The sequence below is a fragment of the Luteimonas salinilitoris genome (genome assembly GCF_041300785.1).
GTDB lineage: Bacteria > Pseudomonadota > Gammaproteobacteria > Xanthomonadales > Xanthomonadaceae > Luteimonas > Luteimonas salinilitoris.
In genome coordinates, this window is sequence record NZ_JBFWIB010000007.1 from 31,127 (window position 1) to 53,848 (window position 22,722).

Here is a 22,722-nt window from a genome sequence, read left to right on the forward strand (position 1 = left end):
GTCCGGCGCGTGCCGCCATGCGATGGCGCCATCCTAGCGAAAGGGACATGGCTTGTGCGCGGACGCCGGTTTTCGCCCGGATGACGGTCGGGCCGGCGCCGATCGAACCGGCGCCTTCGACCCAGGTCGCGATCGATGTCGTTCCTTCCGGGGCAGCGGGTCTTACCGCTTGTCGTCGCCGCCGCCGAGAATGATCCGTGCGCCGCGCTGCCACGTCCAATAGGCCCACGTCCAGTTGAGCAGGACGGTCAGGCGGTTGCGGAAGCCGATCAGGAAGAACACGTGCGCGACCAGCCAGAACCACCAGGCGAGCATGCCGGAGAATTTCAACCGGCCGAAGTCGACCACCGCGGCCCCGCGTCCGATGGTGGCGAGATTGCCGAAGTCGCGATAGCGGAACGGCTTGCCGCGACGGCCGTCCAGACGCGCGCGGATCGTCAGGGCGACATGCCGGCCCATCTGCTTCGCCGCCGGCGCCACGCCGGGCACCGTCCGTCCGTCCTCCTGCGCCACCGTCGCCAGGTCGCCCGCGACGAAGATGCCGGGGTGTGCGGCGACGCTCAGGTCGGGTTGCACCGGCACGCGGCCGGCGCGGTCGAGCGGAACGCCGAGCGTGCGCGCCAGCGGCGACGCGGCGACGCCGGCGGCCCAGACCACGGTGCGCGCCGGCACCAGGCGTTCGCCGAGGCGGCAGCCCTCGGCATCGATGCCGGTCACCGGCGCGTCGGTGAGCACCTCGACCCCCAGGCGTTCGAGCTGGCGCCGCGCGCGTTCCGACAGCCGCTCGGGGAACGACGGCAGCACCCGCGGCCCGGCCTCGATCAGCCGCACCCGGGCCGTGGCCGGTTCGATGTGGCGGAACTCGTCGCGCAGGGTGTGCCGGGCGATCTCCGCCAGGGTGCCGGCCAGCTCGACGCCGGTCGGGCCGCCGCCGACGATGGCGAAGTCCAGCCAGGCCGCGCGTTGCCCGGGATCGACCTCGGCTTCGGCCCGCTCGAATGCGGTCAGCAGGCGCCGGCGCAGGAACAGCGCATCGTCCAGCGTCTTCAGTCCCGGCGCGTGCGCGGCCCAGGCGTCGTTGCCGAAATAGGCGTGGGTGGCGCCGGTTGCCAGCAGCAGATAGTCGAAACCGAGCGTCTCGCCGTCGGCGAGCCGGAGACGCTTGTCTCCCGGCTCGATGGCCGCGACCGTTGCCATGCGCACTTCGACATTGCGCTGCCTGCGCAGGATGTGCCGCAGCGGCGCGGCGATGTCGGGCGCCGACAGCCCGGCCGTCGCGACCTGGTACAGCAGCGGCTGGAACAGGTGATGGTTGCCGCGGTCGATCAGCGTGATCCGGACCGCGGCGCGGGCGAGTCCGCGCGCCGCCCACAGGCCGGCGAAGCCGCCGCCGACGATGACGACGTGCGGGATCTCCGCTCGTGCGGAGGTGGTTTCCGGGGCCTGGAACATCGGCCGATTGTATCGGCACGCACCTGCGCAACGCGGCCGCGCCAGGCAGCCCTTTCCGCCGCGGTGAAACAAGGCCCGTCGCCACGGGTGCCGCCAATGAATCGCCCACGCTCCAGCCCTTGATGTTTGCTGCCCATCGCGAAGGGCCCGGCTGCCGATTTGCATCGCCCGTGGCGATGGACCCGATCAGCGCGGCGGAAAGGGCTGGCTGGTGCGGCGATTCATTGGCGGCGCCCGTGGCGACGGGCCAATTCTCGCTGCGGCGGAAAGGGCTGCCTGGCGCGGCCTATTCATTGGCGGCACCCGTGGCGACGGCCCAATCCTCGCTGCAGCGGAAAAAACTGCCTGGCGCGGCGGGATAGATGCCGCCGAGGACGCGCGGACCCGCCGCGCCGGTGACGCCGGGCAGATTGCCGGGCCGCCCCAGCAGCGTCTGCCGCGCCAGCCAGGCGAAGCCCATCGCTTCGACGAAGTCGGGGTCTAGGCCGTGCACCGCGCTCGATTCCACGATGCAGCCGGGCAGCGCCGCCGACAGCGCCGCCATCAGCACCGGATTGTGGACGCCGCCGCCGCAGGCGATCACGCGCGCGGTATCGGGCTGGGCCGCCTGCAGCGCATCGGCGATGGTGCGGACGCTGAGCGCGAGCAGGGTCGCCTGCACGTCGGCCGGTGCCTCGGAGCCCACCAGGCGCGATTCCAGCCAGCCGAGATGGAACTGGTCGCGGCCGGTCGACTTCGGCGGCGGCAGCGCGAACCAGGGCTCGTCCAGCAACCGCGCCAGCAGCGCCTGGTCGATGCGACCCGAGGCCGCGAACGTGCCGCCGGCGTCGAATCCGGCGCCGGTCCGGCGCAGGCACCAGGCGTCCATCAGTCCGTTGGCCGGCCCGGTATCGAAGCCGCGCACCTCGCCGTCGCGCGGCAGCAGCGTGAGGTTGGCGATGCCGCCGAGATTGAGCACCGCGCGCGACTCCCCGGCGGAGGCCAGCAGTGCCGCATGCAGCGCCGGCAACAGCGGCGCGCCGTGGCCGCCGGCGGCCACGTCGCGGCGACGGAAGTCGGCGACGACGGTCGCGCCGGCACGCTCGGCCAGGGTGGACGGGTCGCCGAGTTGCAGGGTGAACGGAAAGCCGCCGTCGCCCGCGCGCCCGTGCGGCCGATGCCGCAGCGTCTGCCCGTGCGAGCCGATCGCGGCGACGGCGGCGGCGGGCGTGCCGCTGTCGGCGAGCGCCTGCAGCGCGGCGGTGGCGAACGCGTGGCCGATGCGCACGTCGAGCTCGCCGAACTCGTCGAGGCCCAGCCGCGCGCCGCCTTGGCCGAGTTCGACCAGGCGCGCGCGCAGCGCCGGCTCCCACGGATAGGTGCGGCCGAAGGCCAGGCGCGGCTGCGGCCGGGCATCGTCGAAGTCGACCAGCGCGGCGTCGATGCCGTCCGCGCTGGTGCCGGAGATCAGGCCCAGGTACAGAGACGAGGCGGGAGTGGTCGGCATGGGGGCTCTTCTTCAGCGCCGCGGACTCGGGCGCGAAAGTATGCGGCCAGGCGCCGACGCTGACGACGCGCGCCGCTGCGGATTGCGGCAATCGCCGCAGCCCGCGCGGTTGGGGATCGCGATCGAGATGGGCGCGCCGCGCGCCGCCTCAGCCGCGCTTGGCGCCCGGCTTGCGCGCCACGGCGACTTCGCGGCCGGGCGCGGGCGGCCGCTGCGCATAGCGCAGGGTCTCGACCTGCTGGATGCGCGCCAGCGCCGGTGCCGCCTGCGCCTTGAACTGCGCCAGCGCCGCGCCCTTCAGCGGCTCCGGTGGCGGCATCGTCTGCGACAACGGATTGCGATGTGCGCCGTTGACGCGGAATTCGTAGTGCAGGTGCGGACCGGTGGCCAGGCCGGTGGCGCCGACGTAGCCGATCACCTGGCCCTGCGGCACCCGCTGTCCCTGGCGGATGTTGGCGAAGCGCGACATGTGCGCGTACAGGGTGGTGTAGCCGCGGCCGTGATCGAGGATGATGACGTTGCCGTATCCGCGCTGCTTGCCCTTGAACTGCACCCGGGCATCACCGGCGGCCTTGATCGGCGTGCCGCTGCCGGCGGCGTAGTCGACGCCCTTGTGCATGCGCATCGTGCCCAGCACCGGATGCCGGCGGTTGCCGAACCTGGAGCTCAGCCGCGCGAACTCGATCGGCATGCGCAGGAAGCTCTTCTTCAACGGGCGGCCGTCGGCGGTGAAGTACTCGGCCTTGCCGTCACGCTCGAAGCGGAAGCCGGAATAAGTCTTGCCGCCGGTGGTGAAGGTCGCGGCCAGCACGTCGCCGTTGCCGATCTTCTCGCCCTCGCGCCACAGCTCCTCGATCACCACGCTGTAGCGGTCGCCGGGCTGGATCTCGCGGGAGAAGTCGATGTCGTACTGGAAGATGCCGTCGGTCAGGGTATGGATGACCTTCGGCGACAGCCCGGCCTGGCGCGCCGAGCCGTACAGCGAATTGCTGATCTCGCCGGTGACCACGGTCGTGTGCTTTTCGACCGGGCGTTCGATCACCCGTTCGTCGATCCTGTCGTCGCGCAGGCTCAGCTGCACGCGTTCGGTGTCGCCGCGATCGAAGCGGAAGCCCCGCAGCGCGCCGTCGCCATGCAGGTCGAAGCCGAGTTCGGTGCCGGGACGGATCCGTGCCAGCGCGTCCTTCGCGGAAGGGTGTTCGAGGATCCGGTGCAAGGTGGCGGCGGGAATGTCGAGCTCGGCGAAGATCGCGCCCAGCGTCTGCCCGGATTGCACCGTGACCAGTTCCCATTGCGCCGCTTCCGCGTGCTTGGCCTTCCGGGCCGGCAGCGGCGGCAACGGCAGCGCCATCGTGGTCAGCGCCTGTCCGTGGACCGGCGTGGTCTGCATCGCACTGGAGAAGCCCGGTACCAGCGTGACCACCAGCGCACCGAGGGTGGCGAACAGGCTGGCATGCGCCCAATGCCGGCGCGTCCAGCGGCCGTTGAAGCCATTGCGTTCGATGAACGCCGGGACCTGCTGCGAGAGTTGCGCCGCGCGCTGGGCGACGGCCTGCTGGTTGGAAAGACGGACAAGACGGTTGCGGTCGGCATCCGCGGCGGGTGGCGTCATGTGCGTTTCCGGAAGGTGGCGTGAAGGATGCGTCAGCGAGGTAACATAATGACGTGAGCTGCACGCGTCAAATACTTGAGCCGGCTCGTAATTTTCACGAACGTTCCAGTTAACATCGACTTAACCCCATTTTCAGGAACTGGGTCACATTCAGGTGTGCGCCCGCTCCGCGACCCGCGAGATCTTCGCCGTGCCAGACACGCCTGCCTCCGTGCAGACCGCCTTCGACCTGATCGCCCGCGGCGCGGACGAGATCCTCAAGCCCGAGGAGCTGCGCGCGCGCCTGGGCCAGGACCGGCCGCTGCGCATCAAGGCCGGCTTCGATCCCACCGCGCCCGACCTGCACCTGGGCCACACCGTGCTGCTGAACAAGATGCGGCAGTTCCAGGACCTCGGCCATACGGTGATCTTCCTGATCGGCGACTTCACCGGCATGATCGGCGACCCCAGCGGCAAGAACGTCACCCGCAAGCCACTCACCCGCGAGGATGTGCTGGCCAACGCCGGGACCTACGCCGCGCAGGTGTTCAAGGTGCTCGACCGCGAGCGCACCGAGGTGCGCTTCAACTCCGAGTGGTTCGGGAAGATGGATGCCGCCGACATGATCCGGCTGGCGGCGCAGCACACCGTCGCGCGCATGCTCGAGCGCGACGATTTCGCCAAACGCTATGCCGGCCGGCAGCCGATCGCGATTCACGAGTTCCTGTATCCGCTGGTGCAGGGCTACGACTCGGTCGCGCTCGAGGCCGACGTCGAGCTCGGCGGCACCGACCAGAAGTTCAACCTGCTGATGGGCCGCGGCCTGCAGGAAGCGCACGGCCAGAAGCCGCAGGTGGTGCTGACGATGCCGCTGCTGGAGGGCCTGGACGGCGTGCAGAAGATGTCCAAGTCGCTGGGCAACTATATCGGCATCGACGAGCCCGCGATCGACATCGTCAACAAGACGATGAAGATCGGCGATGCGCTGATGTGGAAGTGGATCGAGCTGCTCAGCCTCGAGATCGGCGCGGACGAGGCGCGGCGCCTGCGGCAGGAGGTCGAGGCCGGCCAGCTTAATCCGCGTGACGTCAAGCAGCGCCTGGCGCGGGAGCTGGCCGCGCGTTTCCACGATGCCGGCGCCGCCGCGACCGCGATCGCCGGCTGGGACGCCGCCGTCCGCGGACAGGGCGACACGGCGCTGCTGCCGCTGCAGGAGGTGGCGGTGCCGGCCGAAGGCCTGCGCGTGGCCGCCCTGCTGACCGCCGCCGGGCTCACGCCCAGCAATTCCGAGGCCAACCGCAAGCTCAAGGAGCGTGCGGTGAAGGTGGACGGTACGGTGGTCGAGGACGCGCAGCAGGTGTTCGCGCCCGGGTTCGAGGGCGTGCTGGCGGTCGGCAAGCGCAATTTTGCACGGGTACGTCTGATCACCGCGTCATGACGGAAGCGGCGCGAAGCTGCGCGCCATGGACGATTTCACCGGGCAGTTCGGCGTCGTCGTCAGCATGGCCTATGCCATGCTACTCGGCGGCTTGATCGGCTACGAACGCGAACTCAAGCAACGGCCGGCGGGCTTCCGCACCCACATGCTGGTCGCCGGCGCGGCGGCGCTGCTGATCGGCATCGGCCAGTTGTCGGTGGTCGAGCGCGCCGGCGGGCAGGCGACCGCGATCCTGCAGGTCGATCCGTTCCGCCTGGTCGAGGCGGTGATCGCCGGCGTGGCGTTCATCGGCGCCGGCACGATCTTCAGCCAGAGCCGCCGCGGCGGCGAAACGATCGCCGGCATCACCACCGCCGCCTCGCTGCTCATGGTGGCGGCGATCGGCGTGGCGGCGGGACTGGACTATTACCTGCTGGCGCTGATGGCCACCGCGCTGGCGTTGTTCGTGCTGGTGGCGCTTTCGTTCTGGGAGCGCCGGCACGAGCGGCGCGTGGGCATTGCGAAGGGCGAGGAGTGAGAAACGAGTGAAAGGCGCCGTGCTGGCCCGTTCCATACTCGTTGGGCTTCTTCGCGCAGGTACGAAAACGGCGCCCCGTGGGCGCCGTTTTGCAGTGAAAAGCAAACTATGGAGCGAGCAACGAGTCGAAGCGTAGCCTCACTCGTTTCTCACTCCTCATTTCTCGTTTCTCGCTCGTCGCGCGCGGCCTTGAACGGATTGCCTTCGTACCAGTTCGGCCAGCGGTCGCCGTCGTCGACCAGCACGCGGCCGACGCCGTACAGGGCGTCCAGGTCCTGGATCACGCCGGCCAGGTTCCACTCCTCGCGATAGACGTCGCCGGGCTGGTGGTAGCGCGAGGCGTAGTCCTCGGTCGCGGCCTTGCCGGCCGCGGTGCCGCCTTCGACCAGGTCGTTGCCGCCCTTGGCATAGAGCGCGGGCACGCCGGCCTTGGCGAAGTTGAAATGGTCGGAACGGAAGTAATAGCCGCCGGCCGGGTTGCCTTCCTCCACCAGCACGCGCTGCTGCTCGTCGGCGAAGGTCTCGAGGATGTCCTCGAGCTCGGAGTTGCCCTTGCCGGTGACGACGAAGTCGCGCGACGGGCCGGCCACGCTCATGGCGTCGAGGTTGATCACCGCGACCGTCTTCTTCATCGGGAAGGTCGGGTGCGCCACGTAGTACTTCGAGCCGAGCAGGCCCGACTCCTCCAGCGTCACCGCCAGGAACGCCAGCGAGCGCTTCGGCGCCGGCGCCTCGCCGGTGAAGCGGCCCGCGATCTCGATGATGCCGGCGATGCCGGTGGCGTTGTCGACCGCGCCGTTGTAGATCTCGCGCGTGCCGTCGTCGCTCTCGTGCACGCCGAGATGGTCCCAGTGGCCCATGTAGATCACCGTTTCGTCCGGGCGCTCGCTGCCGGGCAGCACGCCGATGACGTTGCGCGATGACTTCTCGGCCACCGTGCTCTTCAGGTCGACCGACAGCGTCGCCTCGAGCGGCACCGCCTCGAAGCCGCGGCGGTTGGCTGCGCGGTACATCTCGTCCAGATCGAGACCGGAGTCGGCGAACAGCTGCCGCGCGACCTCGCCGGTGATCCAGCCCTGTGCCGGCAGGCGCGGCTCCGGATCGTCCGCTGCGCGCAGGTCGAACTGCGCTCCCGACCAGGAGTTGCGGACCACGTCCCAGCCGTAGGAGGCGCCCTCGGTGTCGTGGATGATCAGCGCGGCGGCGGCGCCCTTGCGCGCGGCTTCCTCGTACTTGTAGGTCCAGCGTCCGTAGTAGGTCATCCGGTTGCCTTCGAACAGCTTGTCGTCGCCGGCGTGGAAACCGGGATCGTTGACCAGGATGACCACGGTCTTGCCGGTGACGTCGACGCCGGCGTAGTCGTTCCAGTCCTGCTCCGGCGCGTCGACGCCGTAGCCGACGAACACCAGCTCGCTGTCGTCGATGTTCACTTGCGTCTCGCCGGTGCGGGTGCCGATCACCATGTCGGTGCCGAACTGCAGTTCGCGCGCCTCGCCGCTGCTGTCCAGGCGCAGCACCGTGGATTCGTCGGCGGTGGTCTCGACCATCGGCACCGTCTGGTACCAGCCGCCGTCCTCGCCGCCCGGCTGCAGGCCGAGGCGCTCGTACTGGGCACGGATGTACTCGACGGTCTTTTCGCCGCCGGGCGAGCCGGGTGCGCGGCCCTCGAACTCGTCCGAGGCGAGGGTCTTCACCAGCTCGCGGAAATCGGCTTCGTTGATCTCCGGAGAAAACGCGTGGGCATCGGCGGCGGGCGCGGCATCTGCCTGCGGCGCGTCGTCGGCGGTGTCGGCCGGGCGTTCGCCGCCGCAGGCGGCCAGCGCCAGCGCGGCAGCCAGGCTGATCAGCAGGAGTCGTTGCATGCGGAATCTCCGTGACGGGAATCCGCGATTCTAACGGTAGAGCGAGGAACGAGTGGAGAGGAACGAGAAACGAGTAAGAGCAGGCCTGCTGCTTTTACTCGTTTCTCAATCCTCGTTTCTCGTTCCTCGCTTTATTCGCGCGGCGCCCGCGCGCCCGAGTAGCGCACCGCCTCTGCGCCGCTGATGCGGCCGGTGCTGGCGCTTTCGTGCACGTACAGGGTCACCTCGCGCTCGAACACCAGTTCGCCTTCGACCACCGCGTCGGGGCCGATGACCACGCGCGGCCTGCGCTTGCTGACGTTGATCAGGAACCAGCTCGAGTTCGGCTTGCGGATCCGCAAGCCGCCGCGCACGTGCGAGCCGACGCCGACGGTGACGTCGCCGCTGACGGTCTCGATGCCGCCCTCGAGGTCGGTATCGACCAGGCCGATGCCGCCGTTCACCGTGCTGACGCCTCCGGCGACGGTGGAGCCGCGGTCGACGAAGATGCTGCCGTTCACCGTTTCGATGCCGCCGCCGATGCGGGCGTCGCGACCGGTGCGCACGCCGCCGCTGACGGTGGTGATGCTGCGCGCGGTGACGCCCTGGCCGAGGGTGATGCCGCCGTTCACCGTCTCCAGATTCTGCGCCTCGACGCGATCGCCGATGCGGATGGAGCCGTTGACGGTCTCCGCGTCCTCGATCCGGGCGCCGTCGCCGACGCGGACGCTGCCGTTGACCGTGCTCAGGTCGCCGTACTCGCGGCCGGCCTCGGCGGTCACGCTGCCGTTGACCTTGCTGATGTTCTCGCCCTCCGCGAGCGCCGGTGCGGCGGCCAGGGCGAGCAGGAGCGCGAGGGTGAGGCGGGCGGGGCGACGGGCCATGATGCGTCTCTCGTGTTGCGGCGGGTGGGCAAGGATACCGGCGCCGGGCGCACGGTTTCCGCTTGACCGCCAGCATGCTCCGGCTTCGCTACAATCGCATCTGTCCGAAGTCACGGGGCCCATCGTCGTGTCCGCAGCCGTCAAACGTCCAAAACCGGTCATCCTGCTGATCCTCGATGGCTGGGGCCATCGCGAGGATCCGCGCGACAACGCCCTGGCGTTGGCCGAGATCCCCAACTGGCGCCGCCTGTACCAGGCGCATCCGCACACGCTGATCCATACCGAGGGCCGTTTCGTCGGCCTGCCGGACGGGCAGATGGGCAATTCCGAGGTCGGGCACATGAATCTCGGCGCCGGGCGCATCGTCTACCAGGAGCTGACCCGGATCGACGCCGCAATCGAGGACCGCAGCTTCTTCGACAACGCCGAGCTGGTCGCCGCCTGCGATGCGGCCAATTCCGGCGGCGGCACCCTGCACCTGCTCGGCCTGCTCTCGCCCGGCGGCGTGCACAGCCACGAATCGCAGATCTTCGCCATGCTCGAGCTGGCGGCGCAGCGCGGGGTGCCGAAGGTCGCGGTGCACGCCTTCCTCGACGGCCGCGACACGCCGCCGCGCTCGGCCGCCGAGAGCCTGGGCGCGCTGCAGGCGAAGTGCGATGCGCTCGGCAACGCCCGCATCGCCAGCGTCGGCGGCCGCTACTACGCCATGGACCGCGACAAGCGCTGGGAGCGGGTGCGCAAGGCCTGGGACGCGATCGTCGAGGCCCAGGGCGAGCGCGCGCCGGATGCACTGGCCGCGCTGCAGGCCGCCTACGCGCGCGACGAGAACGACGAGTTCGTGTTGCCGACGGTGCTCGACGGCGCCGAAGGCATCGCCGACGGCGACGCCGTCGTGTTCATGAACTTCCGCGCCGACCGCGCGCGCCAGATCAGCGCCGCGTTCGTCGCGCCGGAGTTCGACGGCTTCGACGCGCGCCGGCCGCGGCTCGCGCGCTTCGTCTGCCTGACCGAGTACGACGCCACGTTGCCGGCGCCGGTCGCCTTCGCGCCCGACCACCTGCCCAACACCCTGGGCGAGGTGCTGGCGGCGCACGGCCTGACCCAGCTGCGCATCGCCGAGACAGAGAAGTACGCCCACGTGACCTTCTTCTTCAGCGGCGGGCGCGAGGCGCCGTACGCCGGCGAGGAGCGCATCCTGGTGCCGAGCCCGAAGGTCGCCACCTACGACCTGCAGCCGGAAATGAGCTGCCCCGAGGTGACGTCGCGGCTGGTCGAGGCGATCGGCTCGGAGCGGTTCGACGTGGTGATCTGCAACTTCGCCAATCCCGACATGGTCGGCCATACCGGCGACCTGCAGGCCGCGATCCGCGCCGTCGAGACGGTCGACCGGGCGTTGGGCGAAGTGGTGGAGGCGGCGCGCGCCAAGGGCGGCGAAGTGCTGGTGACCGCCGACCACGGCAACGTCGAGATGATGCGCGATCCGGAAACCGGGCAGCCGCACACCTCGCACACGGTCGGGCCGGTGGACTTGATCTACGTCGGCGACCGTGAAGGCGGGCTGCGCGGCGACGGCGCACTGCGCGACCTGGCGCCGACCATCCTGGACCTGCTCGGCCTGGAGCAGCCGCAGGAGATGACCGGCCGGTCGCTGTTGCCGCCGCGCTGATCCCGATGACGATCCTGCGTCATGTCGTGCTCGCCGTGGCATTGGCCACGGCGGCGACGCCGGCTGCGGCGCAGGAGCAGCGCGAGACCGAGCGCCGGCTGGAGCGGGTCAAGCGCGAACTCGAAAGCGTCGCCACCGAGCGCCGCAGGCTCGAAGGCCAGCGCGGCACGGCGACGCGCCAGTTGCGCGCCGCGGACGAACGGGTCGCGACCGCCACCCGCGCGCTGCGCGAGACCGAGGCCCTGCTCGAACGCGAGGAACTGGCGCTGGCCGAACTCGGTGCGCGCCGCAGTGAACTGCAGCAGCGCCTCGGCGCCCAGCGCGAGGAACTGGCCGGGCTGCTGCGCGCGGCCCACACCCTCGGCGATCACGCCGCGCTCAAGCTGCTGCTGGCGCAGGACCGCGTCGACGATGCCAACCGCGCGCTGACCTACCACCGCTATCTGCAGCGCCAGCGCGCCGAACGCATCGACACCCTGCGCGGCGAACTGGCCGAACTGGACACCGTGGAGCACGAGATCGACGCGCGCACCGCGGCGTTGGCGGAGGCCAGGCAGCGCCAGCGCGAGCAGTTGGCCGAACTCGAACGCGAGCGCGGCGAGCGCGCCGACACCGTCGCGCAACTCGAGCGGCGCCATGCCGACCGCCGCGAGCGCGAGCGGGCACTGGGCCGCGACGCCAAGGGGCTCGAGCACGTGCTGGCGCAGTTGCGCGAGGCCGCGGCGCGGGCGGCGGCCGCCGAACGGGCCGCCGCCGCTCGCGCGCGACGCGATGGCGGCGACAGCCGCCGGGCGCCGGCGCAGGTCGCGCGCGGCGCGCCGATCCGGGTCGGCGGGCTGGGCTGGCCGTTGTCGGGCAACCTGCTGGCAGGATTCGGCGGCCGGATGCCCGACGGTCGCGCCAGCTCCGGCGTGCTGATCGCGGCGGCGGCCGGGACCGCTGTGCAGGCGGTCGCCGACGGCACCGTGGTGTTCGCCGAATGGATGACCGGCTACGGCCTGATCGTGATCGTCGATCACGGCAACGGCCACATGAGCCTGTATGCGCACAACGACGCGCTGCTGCGCGAGGTCGGCGACCGGGTCGGCCGCGGCGACGCCGTCGCCGCCGTCGGCAACTCCGGCGGGCAGGGGCAGCCGGCGCTGTATTTTGAGCTGCGCCGCGACGGCAAGCCGATCGATCCCGCGGCCTGGCTGCAAAAGCGCTGAATCGGCGCCGGATATCGGCGGGCCGTGCCCAGGAGCCGCTGCCGGATCGCGAGCGGCGACCACGAGAGCAGCGATTACGGAAGCGCGACTGTGAAAGCCGTGGTGCGGGAGCCATGACTGCCGGAGGGGCGCTCCCACAAGGGCGAACAATGCCCGCCAGCTCGACCATTCAGCACGGCGCAAACGCGGTTCGCCTGGAAAGGAACGGCGGATGACATCGCACATTCCGTTTCCGACCCGTTTACTCGCCTCTTCCGGGGCGGCATGCATAATCGGACGAACCCGCGCCGCACCCCGCGGTCTGAATCTCTTGCATTCCCCCGGAGTCGTTCATGCGTCGTTGCCTGTTGTCCTTCGCCGCCGCCGTCCTGTTGCTGGCGCCCCTGCATGCGCAGGAGCGCGCCGGTGACGCGGCGCCGGCGCCGCCACCGCGGGCATTGCCGTCGCCGCCGGAATCCGGCGACGAGTCCGATGCCGCGACACCGCCGCCGGACGCACGGCAACCGGCGCCCGCCGCATCGCCGCCGGCTGCCCAGGAAGGCGAGGAAGAGGCACCGGAATCGTCGCCGGACGCCCAGGATCCTCCGGCGCCCGCGACTGCACCGCCCGACGAGCGCGAGCAGGCACGCGCGGTCGCGCCCGGCACCGATCCCGATGCCGTCGAAAACGCCTCGAGCCGGGTGCCGCTGCAGGAGATCCGGCGCTATGTCGCGGTCTACAACGCGGTCAAGGAGGCCTACGTCGACCCGGTCGAGGACCGCGAGCTGATGCAGTCGGCGATCCGCGGCCTGCTGCTGGATCTCGATCCGCACAGCGCCTACCTCGACCGCGACGACGCCGAGGCCTTCGACGAGAGCACCACCGGCGCCTACAGCGGCATCGGCGTGGAGGTAATGCAGCTGCCCGAAGGCAGCCTGCGCGTGGTGGCGCCGATCGACGACACCCCGGCCGCGCGCGCCGGCATCCGCAGCGGCGACACCATCATCGCCGCCGACGGGGAGACGTTCACCCCGTCCAGCCACGAGGGCGCCGGCCCCCTGCGCGGCGAACCCGGCACCTCGGTGCTGCTGACCGTGCTGCGCGAGGGCGCGCCGGAGCCGCTGGAGATCCCGGTCGAGCGCGAAACCATCATCGTGGCCAGCGTGCGCGGGCGGCTGCTGGAGCCCGGCTACGGTTACATCCGCATCAGCGCGTTCCAGGTCGACACCGCCGCCGATTTCCAGCGCACCCTGCGCGAGCTGCAGGAAAAAGGACCGTTGCGCGGCCTGGTGCTGGACCTGCGCACCAATCCCGGTGGCCTGCTCACCTCGGCGGTGCAGATCGCCGACGACCTGCTCGACGAAGGCGCCATCGTCAGCACCCGCGGTCGCATCAGCATCAGCGATGCCGAATTCTCGGCCACGCCGGGCGACCTGCTCGACGGCGCGGCGGTGGTGGTGATCGTCGATGCCGGTTCGGCCAGCGCCTCCGAGGTGCTGGCCGGCGCGCTGCGCGACAATGGCCGCGCACGCATCGTCGGCAGCCGCACTTTCGGCAAGGGTTCGGTGCAGACCCTGTTGCCGCTGGACAACGGCGACTCGGTGAAGCTGACCACGGCCCGCTACTACACGCCCAGCGGGCGCTCGATCCAGGCGCGCGGCATCGATCCGGACGTGGTGCTGGAGCCGGAGAACCGCCCCGCCGGCATCGCCCGCGACTATTCCGAGGCGGCGCTGCCCCGGCACCTGCGCGGCGACGAGGAGGGCCTGCCCGGCGACAACGCCGGCGACGTGCTCGACGGCGACGGCCCGATCGAGGCCGCGCTGGCGGAACTGAAGAAGCCGCTGCTGCCGCCGGTCGCGGCGCGGACGTCTTCGCGGTAGCCGCGTCCCGCTTTCGCGGGACGGGATTCCCGTAGAGCGGAGCTTGCTCCGCTGCTCCAGGCTCCGGAGCGGAAAGCAGCGGAGCAAGCTCCGCTCTACAGGGACGGAGGGCGATGGAACGCTCCGCGAATGCGTCCGTCGGTCTACTCCGCGATCAGCTTGCACTCGATCGCGACGCCGTTGCGCACCGCCAGCGACAGCGCATCCTGGAACGTGCCGCAGTCGAGCAGGTTGTCCTCCGACGAGCGGCGTCCGGAATAGACGTTGATCAGCAGCTGCGGACGACCGCGTTCGACCAGTTCGAGCTGCGCCGGGTCCAGCGCCACCGAAGGAAACTCGGCGGTACCGGCGCCTTCCAGTTCGACCTGCTGCCGGTGCAGCGTCAACCACGGATCCTCTGTGCCCGGCAGCTCGCGCTGCTGCGCGGCGACCGTGGGATAGCCGAAGTAGTCGGCCGCCACGATCACGCTTTCGCCGGTGGCGGCCAGGGCGCGGGCGGCGGTTTCGGACAGGGTGACGACGACCTCGAAGCCGTTGTCGCCGCGGGCGATCGGCGCCGCTGCGGGCGGCGCTTCGGCATCGGCCGCGGGCGTCGGGCCGCGCTCGCAGCCGGTGAGCGGCAGGAGGGCCAGCGCGAGTGCGAACATGGTGCGGCGAATCGACATGGCGGTCTGGTCCTGGTGGGCGGGTCAGCGTGGCTTGGCGGGCAGCGGGAACGGCGTGACGACCTTCTCGCCGGACCCGGCGTCGCGGATCGCCGACTGGCCCTTCTTCTCGACTTCCTCGATGCGCAGGATGCTCTGCATCGGCAGATGCAGCACCCGGGTCGCGCCGAACTCGTCGCGCAGGCGTTCCTCGGTCGGGTCCACCACCACGCCGTCGTGCACGTCGAACACCAGGTCCGCGACCTCGGTGAAGCCCCACAGGCTGCCGCTTTGCACACGCCGCGCGTACAGCTCGTAGATCTTGCCGTGGCTGAGAAAGCTGATCTTGTAGAGCGGCTTGGTCATGGGCCGATTATATTCCCGTGATTGGTCATTCTCCGTGATTGGTCATGCGTGATTCGTGATTGGAAAAGGCCAGCCGGCCCGGGAAACCGCCGCCGCCCCGCTCCTGCAAATCCCCAATCCCGAATCCCCAATCCCGGCTCTCAATCAGTACCCCTGCCGTTTGCGCAGGCGCCGCGCGATCGCCCCGCGCGAGGCCAGCGCGAACATCGCGCCGAACACGAAGCCGCCGGCGTGCGCCGCCCAGGCGATCATGCCGAAGGCCGGACCGATGTAGGCGAACACCACCTGCAGCAGCGCCCAGATGCCGATCAGCAGCGACGCCGGCGCGCGCACGAACTCCAAAAACAGCCCCAGCGGCAGCACCACGCCCAACCGCGCCCGCGGAAACAGCGCCAGATAGGCGCCGATGATCGCCGAGACCGCGCCGCTGGCACCGATGATCAGCCGGTCCGGCGCTCCGATCGCGAGTGCGGCGATGAAATTGGCGAACGCGCCGCCGAGCAGGAACAGCGTCAGGAACCGCCACGGCCCCATCGCCCGCTCCGCCGGCAGCCCGAAGATCAGCAGGAACACCAGGTTGCCGACCAGGTGTGCCCAGTCGGCGTGCAGGAACAGCGCGCTCAGCAACCGCAGCCAGCGCTCGGCCTCCGACCAGGAGCGCAACAGCTCGGTCGGCGACAAGCCGCCGCTCAGTGCGCCCCATTCCAGCAGCAGGTCGTGCTGCACGCTGTCCGGCCGCATGCTGGCCCAGAAATAGGCCAGCCACAGCAGCACGCACAGCGTCGGCGTCGCCCAGCGGAAGCCGGGCTGCGTGCGGGTGGGAATGGATACGAACATGCCGGCCGGGTCCGGGTGCGCGAATCGGCAACGATACCCGTTCAGCATGGCCGGCGGCGATTCGTGCCGCGCTTCCCGTGACCACACGCTCCAGTACGGTATAGTGCGGCCGGCGCTGCGGTCGGGAGGGCTTCCGATGCAGGGCGCAGGACCGGGACAAGGTCCGCGCATGTTGCGGCGCGACAATCAAAAAAAGTCATCGGAGACTATCCAGCAATGCATACCCATCCCCGCATCCTTACGATTTCCGCCCTGGCGCTCGGCGTCGCCGGCGTGCTGGCGGCCGCCGGCCAGGCGCATGCCTCCGCGTTCGAACTCCGGGAAAACAGCGTCAAGGCCCAGGGCCGCGCCATGGCCGGTTCGGCCTCCGCCAAGGGCGACGCTTCCGTGGTCGTCAACAACCCGGCGCTGATGTCGACCTTCGAGCAGAAGACCGTGCAGGGCGACGTCACCGCGATCGACCTGTCGTTCGAGTTCAACGGCGGCGGCAGCGCGGCAGCGGGCAGTCCGCTGCAGCAGCCGCTGACCGGCGGCGACGGCGGCGATGCCGGCGACATCACGCCGGTCCCGGCGATGTCCTTCATCCTGCCGCTGAGCGACCGCTTCGAGTACCTGACCCTCGGCGCTATGGTCAGTGCGCCGTTCGGCCTGAAGACCGAGTACGACGCCGACTGGGTCGGCCGCTATCACGCGGTCGAGTCGGACGTGCGCATCGTCGACCTGACGCTCTCGGCCGCCATCGACATCACCGACCGCTTCTCGGTCGGTTTCGGCGCCGTCATCGAGCGCGCCGACGTCACCCTGTCCAACGCCATCGACTTCGGCAGCTCGCTGTGCGCCAACCCGGCCACCCAGCCGCTGTGCTTCCAGCCCGATCCGGTCACCGGCCCGTACGGCCCGCAGAAGAACGACGGCTTCGTCTCGATCGAGGGCGACGACACCAACCTCGGCTTCGTCGGCGGCTTGAACTTCCGCCCGACCGACCGCGTGTCGCTGGGCTATGCCTACCGCTCCGAGATCAAGCACGAGATCAGCGGCAGCGCCGACTTTACCGTACCGTCGAACGTCGCTCCGATCCTCGCCGGTACCGGCCAGTTCGTCGACACCGGCGGCGGCGCGCGCCTGGTGCTGCCGAGCACCCACACCTTCAGCGGCACCTGGCAGGCGACCGACCAGCTCTCGTTGATGGCCGAGGCCTCGCTGACCGGCTGGGATTCGATGGAGGAAGTGCGCATCCAGTTCGAGAACCCGGCCCAGCCCGATTCGGCCGAGGACTACAACTGGCACGACAGCTGGTTCTATACGATCGGCGCCGAGTACGCGATCAACGACCGCTTCACCCTGCGCGGCGGCATCGGCCGCGACGAGTCGCCGATCGCCTTCCAGCACCGCACCCCGCGCATGCCCGACCAGGACCGCAACTGGTACGCGATCGGCCTGAGCTGGGCGGCCTCGGACCAGTTCGAGCTCAGCGCGGCCTACACCCGCATCCAGATGGCCGACGACCCGGAGGTCGACATCGTCTCCAGCAGCGGCTCGCGCCTGACCGGCCGCTACGACGGCGGCGCCAACCTGTTCGGCGTCTCGGCGCAGTACCGGTTCTGATCCACCGCGTCATGCGATCCGAAAAGCCCCGCTCCGGCGGGGCTTTTTCGTTGCTGTCGGCGCATGCGCCTGCATCTTCCAGGTCGAACTCCGTAGCCCCGCATGCAGAGCCGGGCAAGCTCCGCCAAACGAGGCCGTGCCGCTTTGCTCCTGTGACGGCGCTTCGGGACGTCATCACGGAATGTGATAGAGATATGGCGTTCCCAAGGATCAGGACTGCCGCCGATGCGACTCGCCGTTTCCGTGCTGTGTTCTTGCTTCGTATGGCCGCCTCGCGTGCTGGCGGCAACCGTATTGCTGCTGGCCGGCTGCGCCGCGGCAGATGCGCCGTCGTCGGTCGAGGGCGTCTATGCCATGCCTGATCCCGCGCTCGCCGAGCTGCGGGTAGTCGCGCTGCCGGAACGCGCGGGCATGTATCGGGTCGAGGTGCACGGCGCGGGCGATCCCGGCGACGGCGCGGCGACCGGCGCCGACTGCTACGCGGTGGCCGAGGGCCGGCTGGAGGGTGATCGCCTGCGCGCCGGCTTCGTGCCGTTCGAGAGCGTCGATCTCGGTTTCGAGGCGCGCGAACTCGCGGAGCGGCCGCGCGCGCTGGAACTCGCATTCGACGGCGAGGAGGCAACGCTGAGCGGCGATTTCGACTACTGCCCGCTGCGCACCGTGCTGGACGGGCGCTATCTCCGCCCCGCCGCGCCGCAGCTGCTGACGGACTGTCCGCCGCTGCCGCGGGCCTGCTGGAACCGTGAATGACGTCACTGCTTGAGACATCCGCCGGCCGATTCTGGGGTCGGCCCCAGTATCGACGGCGGCGATAGACCGGTATTCCTGACGCATCTTGCGATTGCGACGAGGTCGTCATGGACAGCAGCAGCGTCGATTCCACCGGCGGTCATTCCACCGCGAGCGGCGGTTCCGATTCCTCTTCGATCCAGAACGGCACCCCGGCCTCCGGCCTGTCCCAGTCCAGCCTGGAGGCCGGCAGCGCCTTCGACAATCCGGCGGCGCAGCGCGAGGTCGCCGAGGCGATCGCCACGCAGCAACCGATCGAGCTCGAAGGCCCGGTCTGCTACGCCATGCAGCCGGGACAGACGCTGCAGGACATCGCCACCGCCTTCGGCGTCGAGATGCGCAACCTGGCGCTGGCCAACGGCATCGTCAACCTGGAGACCGTCTATCCGGGCGACGTGCTGAGCGTGCCGGGGCCGCAGGACAAGCCGGAACTCGGTTCGCTGTCGGCGCACTACGAGACCGGCGGCCGTGGGCCGGGCACGGTCTCGACCGGGAACGGCGATATCGGCGGCGTGTCCTACGGCAGCTACCAGCTGTCGACCGCGGCCGGCCGGCCGCAGGAATTCCTGGCCAACGAGGGCGCCACCTGGGCAGGCGAATTCGCCGGTCAGCAGCCGGGCACCGCGGCCTTCAGCCAGACCTGGCGCGAGGTCGCCGCGCGCGAGCCGGAGGCGTTCGGGCAGGCGCAGCACGACTACATCGAACGCACCCACTACGGCGTGCAGGCCGACCGGGTCGAGTCCCGCACCACCGTCACCGCGGCCGACGGCAGCGTGGTCACGCCCGGCCTGGATCTCGCCCAGCATTCGCGCGCGCTGCAGAACGTCGCCTGGTCGACGGCGGTGCAGCACGGCCCGAACAGCAACATCGTCGCCAACGCCGTGGACGGCGCGCGCGACTCCGGCTTGCAGGACTGGGAGCCGGGTTTCGATCGCGCCGTGATCGATGCCGTCTACGACGAGCGCGGGCGCCGCAACGCCGATGGCGAGCTGGCGCACTTCAGCCGCAACTCCACCGCCGTGCAGGAAGGCGTCGCCAACCGCTTCGTCAACGAGCGCGCCGACGCGATCGCCGCGCTCGAGGCCGAGGACCGCGCCCTGCGCGATTCGCTCGGGCAGCCCTAGGGTTCACTCCACGCCTGCCCCTCCTACAAGAAACCCGTGTGGGAGGAGGCGACGCGGTTCAGTCCCCCAACGTCAGCAGCGAGGCATTGCCGCCGGCGGCGGTGGTGTTGATGGTCACCGCCTTCTCGGTGGCGAAGCGCGGCAGGTAGTGCGGGCCGCCGGCCTTGGGGCCGGTGCCGGACAGGCCCTGGCCGCCGAACGGCTGCACCCCGACAACCGCACCGATCTGGTTGCGGTTGACGTAGACATTGCCGACCCGCGCCTGCGCGGCGATACGCTCCACGGTCTCGTCGATGCGCGAGTGGATGCCGAGCGTGAGGCCGTAACCGGTGGAGTTGATGGCGGCGATCACGTCGTCGAGCCGGCCGGCCTTCCAGCGGATCACGTGCAGCGCCGGGCCGAACTTCTCGTGGTCGAGCTGATCGAGCGACTTCAGCTCCCAGGCGCGCGGCAGGAAGAAGGTGCCGTGGGCGAGATGGTCGCTGCCCGGCGCCCGCGCGATCAGCCGCGCCTCGCCGGCCATGCGCTCGGCATGGTCGTCGAGCATCTTCACCGCGTCGGTGTCGATCACCGGGCCGACGTCGGTCGACAGCAGGCCGGGATCGCCGACCTGCAGCTCGGCCATGGCGCCGGCCAGCATCTCGATCACCTTGTCGGCCACGTCGTCCTGGATGAACAGGATGCGCGCCGCCGAGCAGCGCTGTCCGGCCGAGGTGAACGCCGAGGCCATCACGTCCTTGATCAGCTGCTCGGGCAGCGCCGAGGAGTCGGCGATCAGCGCGTTCTGGCCGCCGGTCTCGGCGATCAGCACACCGATCGGCGCGTCGCGCGCGGCCAGCGCGCGGTTGATCGCGCGTGCGGTGAAGGTGGAGCCGGTGAAGGCGATCCCGGCCACGCGCGGATCCTTGGTCAGTGCCGCGCCGACGGTGGCGCCGTCGCCGGGCAGGAATTGCAGCACGTCCCGGGGAATCCCGGCTTCGTGCAGCAGCTGCACGGCGTAGTAGCCGACCAGGCTGGTCTGCTCGGCCGGCTTGGCGAGCACGCTGTTGCCGGCGGCCAGCGCCGCCGCCACCTGGCCGGTGAAGATCGCCAGCGGGAAGTTCCACGGGCTGATGCAGACGAACACGCCGCGGCCGTTGTGCTGCAGCGTGTTGGTCTCGCCGGTCGGGCCGGGCAGCGGCTCGGGCACGAACAGCTTGCGCGCCTGGCCGGCGTAGTAGCGCAGGAAGTCCACGGCTTCGCGCACCTCGGCCACGCCATCGGAAATCGTCTTGCCGGCTTCCTTCGTACACAGGGCGATGAACTGCGCCATGCGCGATTCGAGCAGCTCGGCGGCGTGCTCGAGGATCGCCGCGCGCGAGGCCGCGGGGGTCGCGTCCCAGCCGGGCTGGGCGGCGACCGCGTTGGCCAGGGCGCGCTCGACCGTCGCTTCGTCGGCGGCCTGCCACTGGCCGACGCGCTCGCGGCGATCGGCGGGATTGGTCACCGTGATGTCGGGGCCGGCCGGTTGCGCGCCCGGCACCAGCGGCGCGGCACGCCAGCCGTTATCGGCAACGCTGGTGACCGCCGCGTTGACCTGTTCGGCGAGCTGTCGCAGCTGCGCATCGTCGGCGGGATTGATGCCCATGGAATTGCTCCTGTCGGCGCCCTGGCTGCGGAAGAGATCGACCGGCAGCGGAATGCGGGGGTGGGGGATGCTGTCGAAGGCGTCGACCGTCTCGACCGGATCGCGGATCAGGTCCTCGATCGGCACGTCCTCGTCGCTGATGCGGTTGACGAAGCTGGAGTTCGCGCCGTTCTCGAGCAGGCGCCGGACCAGGTACGGGAGCAGCTCCTCGTGGCTGCCGACCGGCGCGTAGACGCGGCAGGGCACGCCCATGCGGTCGGCCGGGATGACCTCGGCGTAGAGGTCGTCGCCCATGCCGTGCAGCTTCTGGAATTCGTACGGCGTCGGCTGCGACCGGGCCGCCTCCGGCAGGTAGAGCGCCGCCATGCGCCCGATCGCGCAGATGGTGTGCGCGTTGTGGGTGGCGAACATCGGGTACAAGGCGTCGGTCGCCGCCAGCATGCGCCGCGCGCAGGCCAGGTAGGAGACGTCGGTGTTCGGCTTGCGGGTGAACACCGGGTAGCCGGCATGGCCCTCGACCTGGGCGCGCTTGATCTCGCTGTCCCAGTACGCGCCCTTGACCAGGCGCAACGGGATGCGGCGGCCGTGGCGGCGGGCGAGGTCGATCACGAAGTCGATCACCGCCGGCGCCCGCTTCTGGTAGGCCTGCACCGCCAGGCCGTAGCCCTCCCAGCCGTCCAGCGACGGGTCGGCGTAGGCGGCCGCGATCACGTCCAGCGACAGCTCCAGGCGCTCGGATTCCTCGGCGTCGACGGTGAAGCCGATGCCGAGGGCCTTGGCCCGCCGTGCCAGCTCCAGCACGCGCGGGGTCAGCTCGGCCAGCACCCGTCGCCGCTTGGCGTGCTCGTAGCGCGGGTGCAGCGCCGACAGCTTGACCGAGATCGAGGACGCGGCGAAATCGCCGTCCGGCCCGCGGGCGTCGCCCCGGCGCTGGGGCGCGGCCTGCCTGCCGATCGCATCGATCGCGTCGTGGTACGCCTGCAGGTAGCGTCGCGCGTCCTTGTCCGTCAGCGCCGCCTCGCCGAGCATGTCGAAGGAATAGCGGTAGTCGGTGTTGCGGCCCTTGCGGCTGCGCGCCAGCGCCTCGCCGATGGTGCGGCCCATCACGAACTGGTGGCCCATGATCCGCATCGCCTGGCGCACCGCCAGCCGGATCACCGGTTCGCCGACGCGGCCGACCACGCGCTTGAAGGCGTTGTGCACGTCGCGCTTGGTGTCGTCGGCCAGGTCGACCAGGTGCCCGGTCAGCATCAGGCCCCAGGTGGAGGCGTTCACCAGCACCGATTCGGACTGGCCCATGTGGCGCTTCCAGTCGGCCTCGCCGAGCTTGTCGCGGATCAGCTTGTCGGTGGTGTCCTGGTCGGGGATGCGCAGCAGCGCCTCGGCCACGCACATCAGCAGCACGCCCTCCTCGCTGCCGAGGTCGTACTGCTGCATGAACGCCTCGATCGCGCCCTGGTCCCGCGCGCGGGCGCGGACCCGCCGCACCAGGTCGGCAGCGGCGGCCTGGACCGCGGCGCGATCGGATTCCGGCAGGCGCGCCTGCTCCAGCAGCTCGCGCAGGTGCTCGGCCTCGTCGCGGCTCCAGAGCGCAGTGACCGCCGCGCGCGGCGGTGGCGGTGCGTCGGGCAGTTCGGGGGACAGGATCGCGGACACGGCACACCGGGGCGGGCAAGGGCAGGCGATTCTAGGGCTTGCGGTCACGTCGCGACAGGCCCATTCGGGCCCGATTTCTTGCTTTTCCGGTCCGGATCGATGCACGTACGACTTGCCCGCAAATGCCTG

17 protein-coding genes are annotated in these 22,722 nt (G+C 70.5%); 8 read left to right on the forward strand and 9 right to left on the reverse strand.

The window, feature by feature from the left end:
• Positions 1 to 162: 162 nt before the first annotated feature.
• The 3 genes from AB5T46_RS11975 to AB5T46_RS11985 form a co-directional block, all read right to left on the reverse strand.
• Positions 163 to 1,452 carry an NAD(P)/FAD-dependent oxidoreductase gene (locus AB5T46_RS11975; RefSeq protein ID WP_370564195.1) on the reverse strand — a complete coding sequence of 430 codons (1,290 nt, stop codon included), beginning with the start codon at positions 1,450 to 1,452 and terminating at the stop codon, positions 163 to 165.
• A gap of 286 nt (positions 1,453 to 1,738) precedes the next feature.
• Complete coding sequence (locus AB5T46_RS11980) at positions 1,739 to 2,938, reverse strand: anhydro-N-acetylmuramic acid kinase (RefSeq protein WP_370564196.1); 1,200 nt, start codon at positions 2,936 to 2,938, stop codon at positions 1,739 to 1,741.
• A 148-nt stretch (positions 2,939 to 3,086) separates the two neighbouring features.
• Positions 3,087 to 4,550: a M23 family metallopeptidase gene (locus AB5T46_RS11985; protein ID WP_370564198.1), complete on the reverse strand. Its 1,464-nt coding sequence runs from the start codon at positions 4,548 to 4,550 to the stop codon at positions 3,087 to 3,089.
• A gap of 190 nt (positions 4,551 to 4,740) precedes the next feature.
• On the opposite strand from AB5T46_RS11985, the gene tyrS reads away from it, so the two are divergent.
• On the forward strand, positions 4,741 to 5,967 hold the full coding sequence (gene tyrS, locus AB5T46_RS11990) for a tyrosine--tRNA ligase (protein WP_370564199.1): 1,227 nt from the start codon (positions 4,741 to 4,743) through the stop codon (positions 5,965 to 5,967).
• A gap of 25 nt (positions 5,968 to 5,992) precedes the next feature.
• Positions 5,993 to 6,484 (forward strand): MgtC/SapB family protein, encoded by a 492-nt coding sequence (locus AB5T46_RS11995; protein ID WP_370564200.1) that lies wholly within the window; start codon positions 5,993 to 5,995, stop codon positions 6,482 to 6,484.
• 149 nt (positions 6,485 to 6,633) lie between these two features.
• Here the strand turns inward: AB5T46_RS11995 and AB5T46_RS12000 are convergent, their stop codons facing one another.
• Positions 6,634 to 8,346 (reverse strand): M28 family metallopeptidase, encoded by a 1,713-nt coding sequence (locus tag AB5T46_RS12000; protein WP_370564201.1) that lies wholly within the window; start codon positions 8,344 to 8,346, stop codon positions 6,634 to 6,636.
• A 131-nt stretch (positions 8,347 to 8,477) separates the two neighbouring features.
• Positions 8,478 to 9,209, reverse strand: a complete 732-nt coding sequence (locus AB5T46_RS12005; protein ID WP_370564202.1) for a DUF4097 family beta strand repeat-containing protein — start codon at positions 9,207 to 9,209, stop codon at positions 8,478 to 8,480.
• A gap of 127 nt (positions 9,210 to 9,336) precedes the next feature.
• Between AB5T46_RS12005 and gpmI the strand changes: the two genes are divergently transcribed.
• The 3 genes from gpmI (at position 9,337) to AB5T46_RS12020 (ending at position 13,945) form a co-directional block, all read left to right on the forward strand.
• Positions 9,337 to 10,875, forward strand: a complete 1,539-nt coding sequence (gene gpmI, locus AB5T46_RS12010) for a 2,3-bisphosphoglycerate-independent phosphoglycerate mutase (RefSeq protein WP_370564203.1) — start codon at positions 9,337 to 9,339, stop codon at positions 10,873 to 10,875.
• 5 nt (positions 10,876 to 10,880) lie between these two features.
• Positions 10,881 to 12,083, forward strand: coding sequence for a murein hydrolase activator EnvC family protein (locus tag AB5T46_RS12015; RefSeq protein WP_370564204.1), 1,203 nt, complete (start codon positions 10,881 to 10,883; stop codon positions 12,081 to 12,083).
• A gap of 332 nt (positions 12,084 to 12,415) precedes the next feature.
• Complete coding sequence (locus tag AB5T46_RS12020; protein WP_370564205.1) at positions 12,416 to 13,945, forward strand: S41 family peptidase; 1,530 nt, start codon at positions 12,416 to 12,418, stop codon at positions 13,943 to 13,945.
• A gap of 143 nt (positions 13,946 to 14,088) precedes the next feature.
• Here AB5T46_RS12020 and AB5T46_RS12025 read toward each other — a convergent pair whose 3' ends face one another.
• The 3 genes from AB5T46_RS12025 to AB5T46_RS12035 form a co-directional block, all read right to left on the reverse strand.
• Positions 14,089 to 14,610 (reverse strand): hypothetical protein, encoded by a 522-nt coding sequence (locus AB5T46_RS12025; protein ID WP_370564206.1) that lies wholly within the window; start codon positions 14,608 to 14,610, stop codon positions 14,089 to 14,091.
• 24 nt (positions 14,611 to 14,634) lie between these two features.
• Positions 14,635 to 14,955, reverse strand: a complete 321-nt coding sequence (locus AB5T46_RS12030; protein WP_370564207.1) for a DUF1820 family protein — start codon at positions 14,953 to 14,955, stop codon at positions 14,635 to 14,637.
• A gap of 144 nt (positions 14,956 to 15,099) precedes the next feature.
• A complete protein-coding gene (locus AB5T46_RS12035; protein ID WP_370564208.1) occupies positions 15,100 to 15,792 on the reverse strand; it encodes a rhomboid family intramembrane serine protease in 693 nt (230 codons plus the stop codon).
• A 216-nt stretch (positions 15,793 to 16,008) separates the two neighbouring features.
• Here AB5T46_RS12035 and AB5T46_RS12040 point away from each other — a divergent pair, with 216 nt between their 5' ends.
• The 3 genes from AB5T46_RS12040 (at position 16,009) to AB5T46_RS12050 (ending at position 19,310) form a co-directional block, all read left to right on the forward strand.
• Positions 16,009 to 17,397: an OmpP1/FadL family transporter gene (locus AB5T46_RS12040; protein ID WP_370564209.1), complete on the forward strand. Its 1,389-nt coding sequence runs from the start codon at positions 16,009 to 16,011 to the stop codon at positions 17,395 to 17,397.
• A gap of 276 nt (positions 17,398 to 17,673) precedes the next feature.
• On the forward strand, positions 17,674 to 18,147 hold the full coding sequence (locus AB5T46_RS12045) for a hypothetical protein (RefSeq protein WP_370564210.1): 474 nt from the start codon (positions 17,674 to 17,676) through the stop codon (positions 18,145 to 18,147).
• A gap of 107 nt (positions 18,148 to 18,254) precedes the next feature.
• Entirely contained in the window at positions 18,255 to 19,310 is a 1,056-nt protein-coding gene (locus AB5T46_RS12050) for a LysM peptidoglycan-binding domain-containing protein (RefSeq protein WP_370564212.1), read from the forward strand.
• A 58-nt stretch (positions 19,311 to 19,368) separates the two neighbouring features.
• Here the strand turns inward: AB5T46_RS12050 and putA are convergent, their stop codons facing one another.
• On the reverse strand, positions 19,369 to 22,623 hold the full coding sequence (putA, locus tag AB5T46_RS12055) for a bifunctional proline dehydrogenase/L-glutamate gamma-semialdehyde dehydrogenase PutA (RefSeq protein WP_370564344.1): 3,255 nt from the start codon (positions 22,621 to 22,623) through the stop codon (positions 19,369 to 19,371).
• Positions 22,624 to 22,722 lie beyond the last annotated feature (99 nt).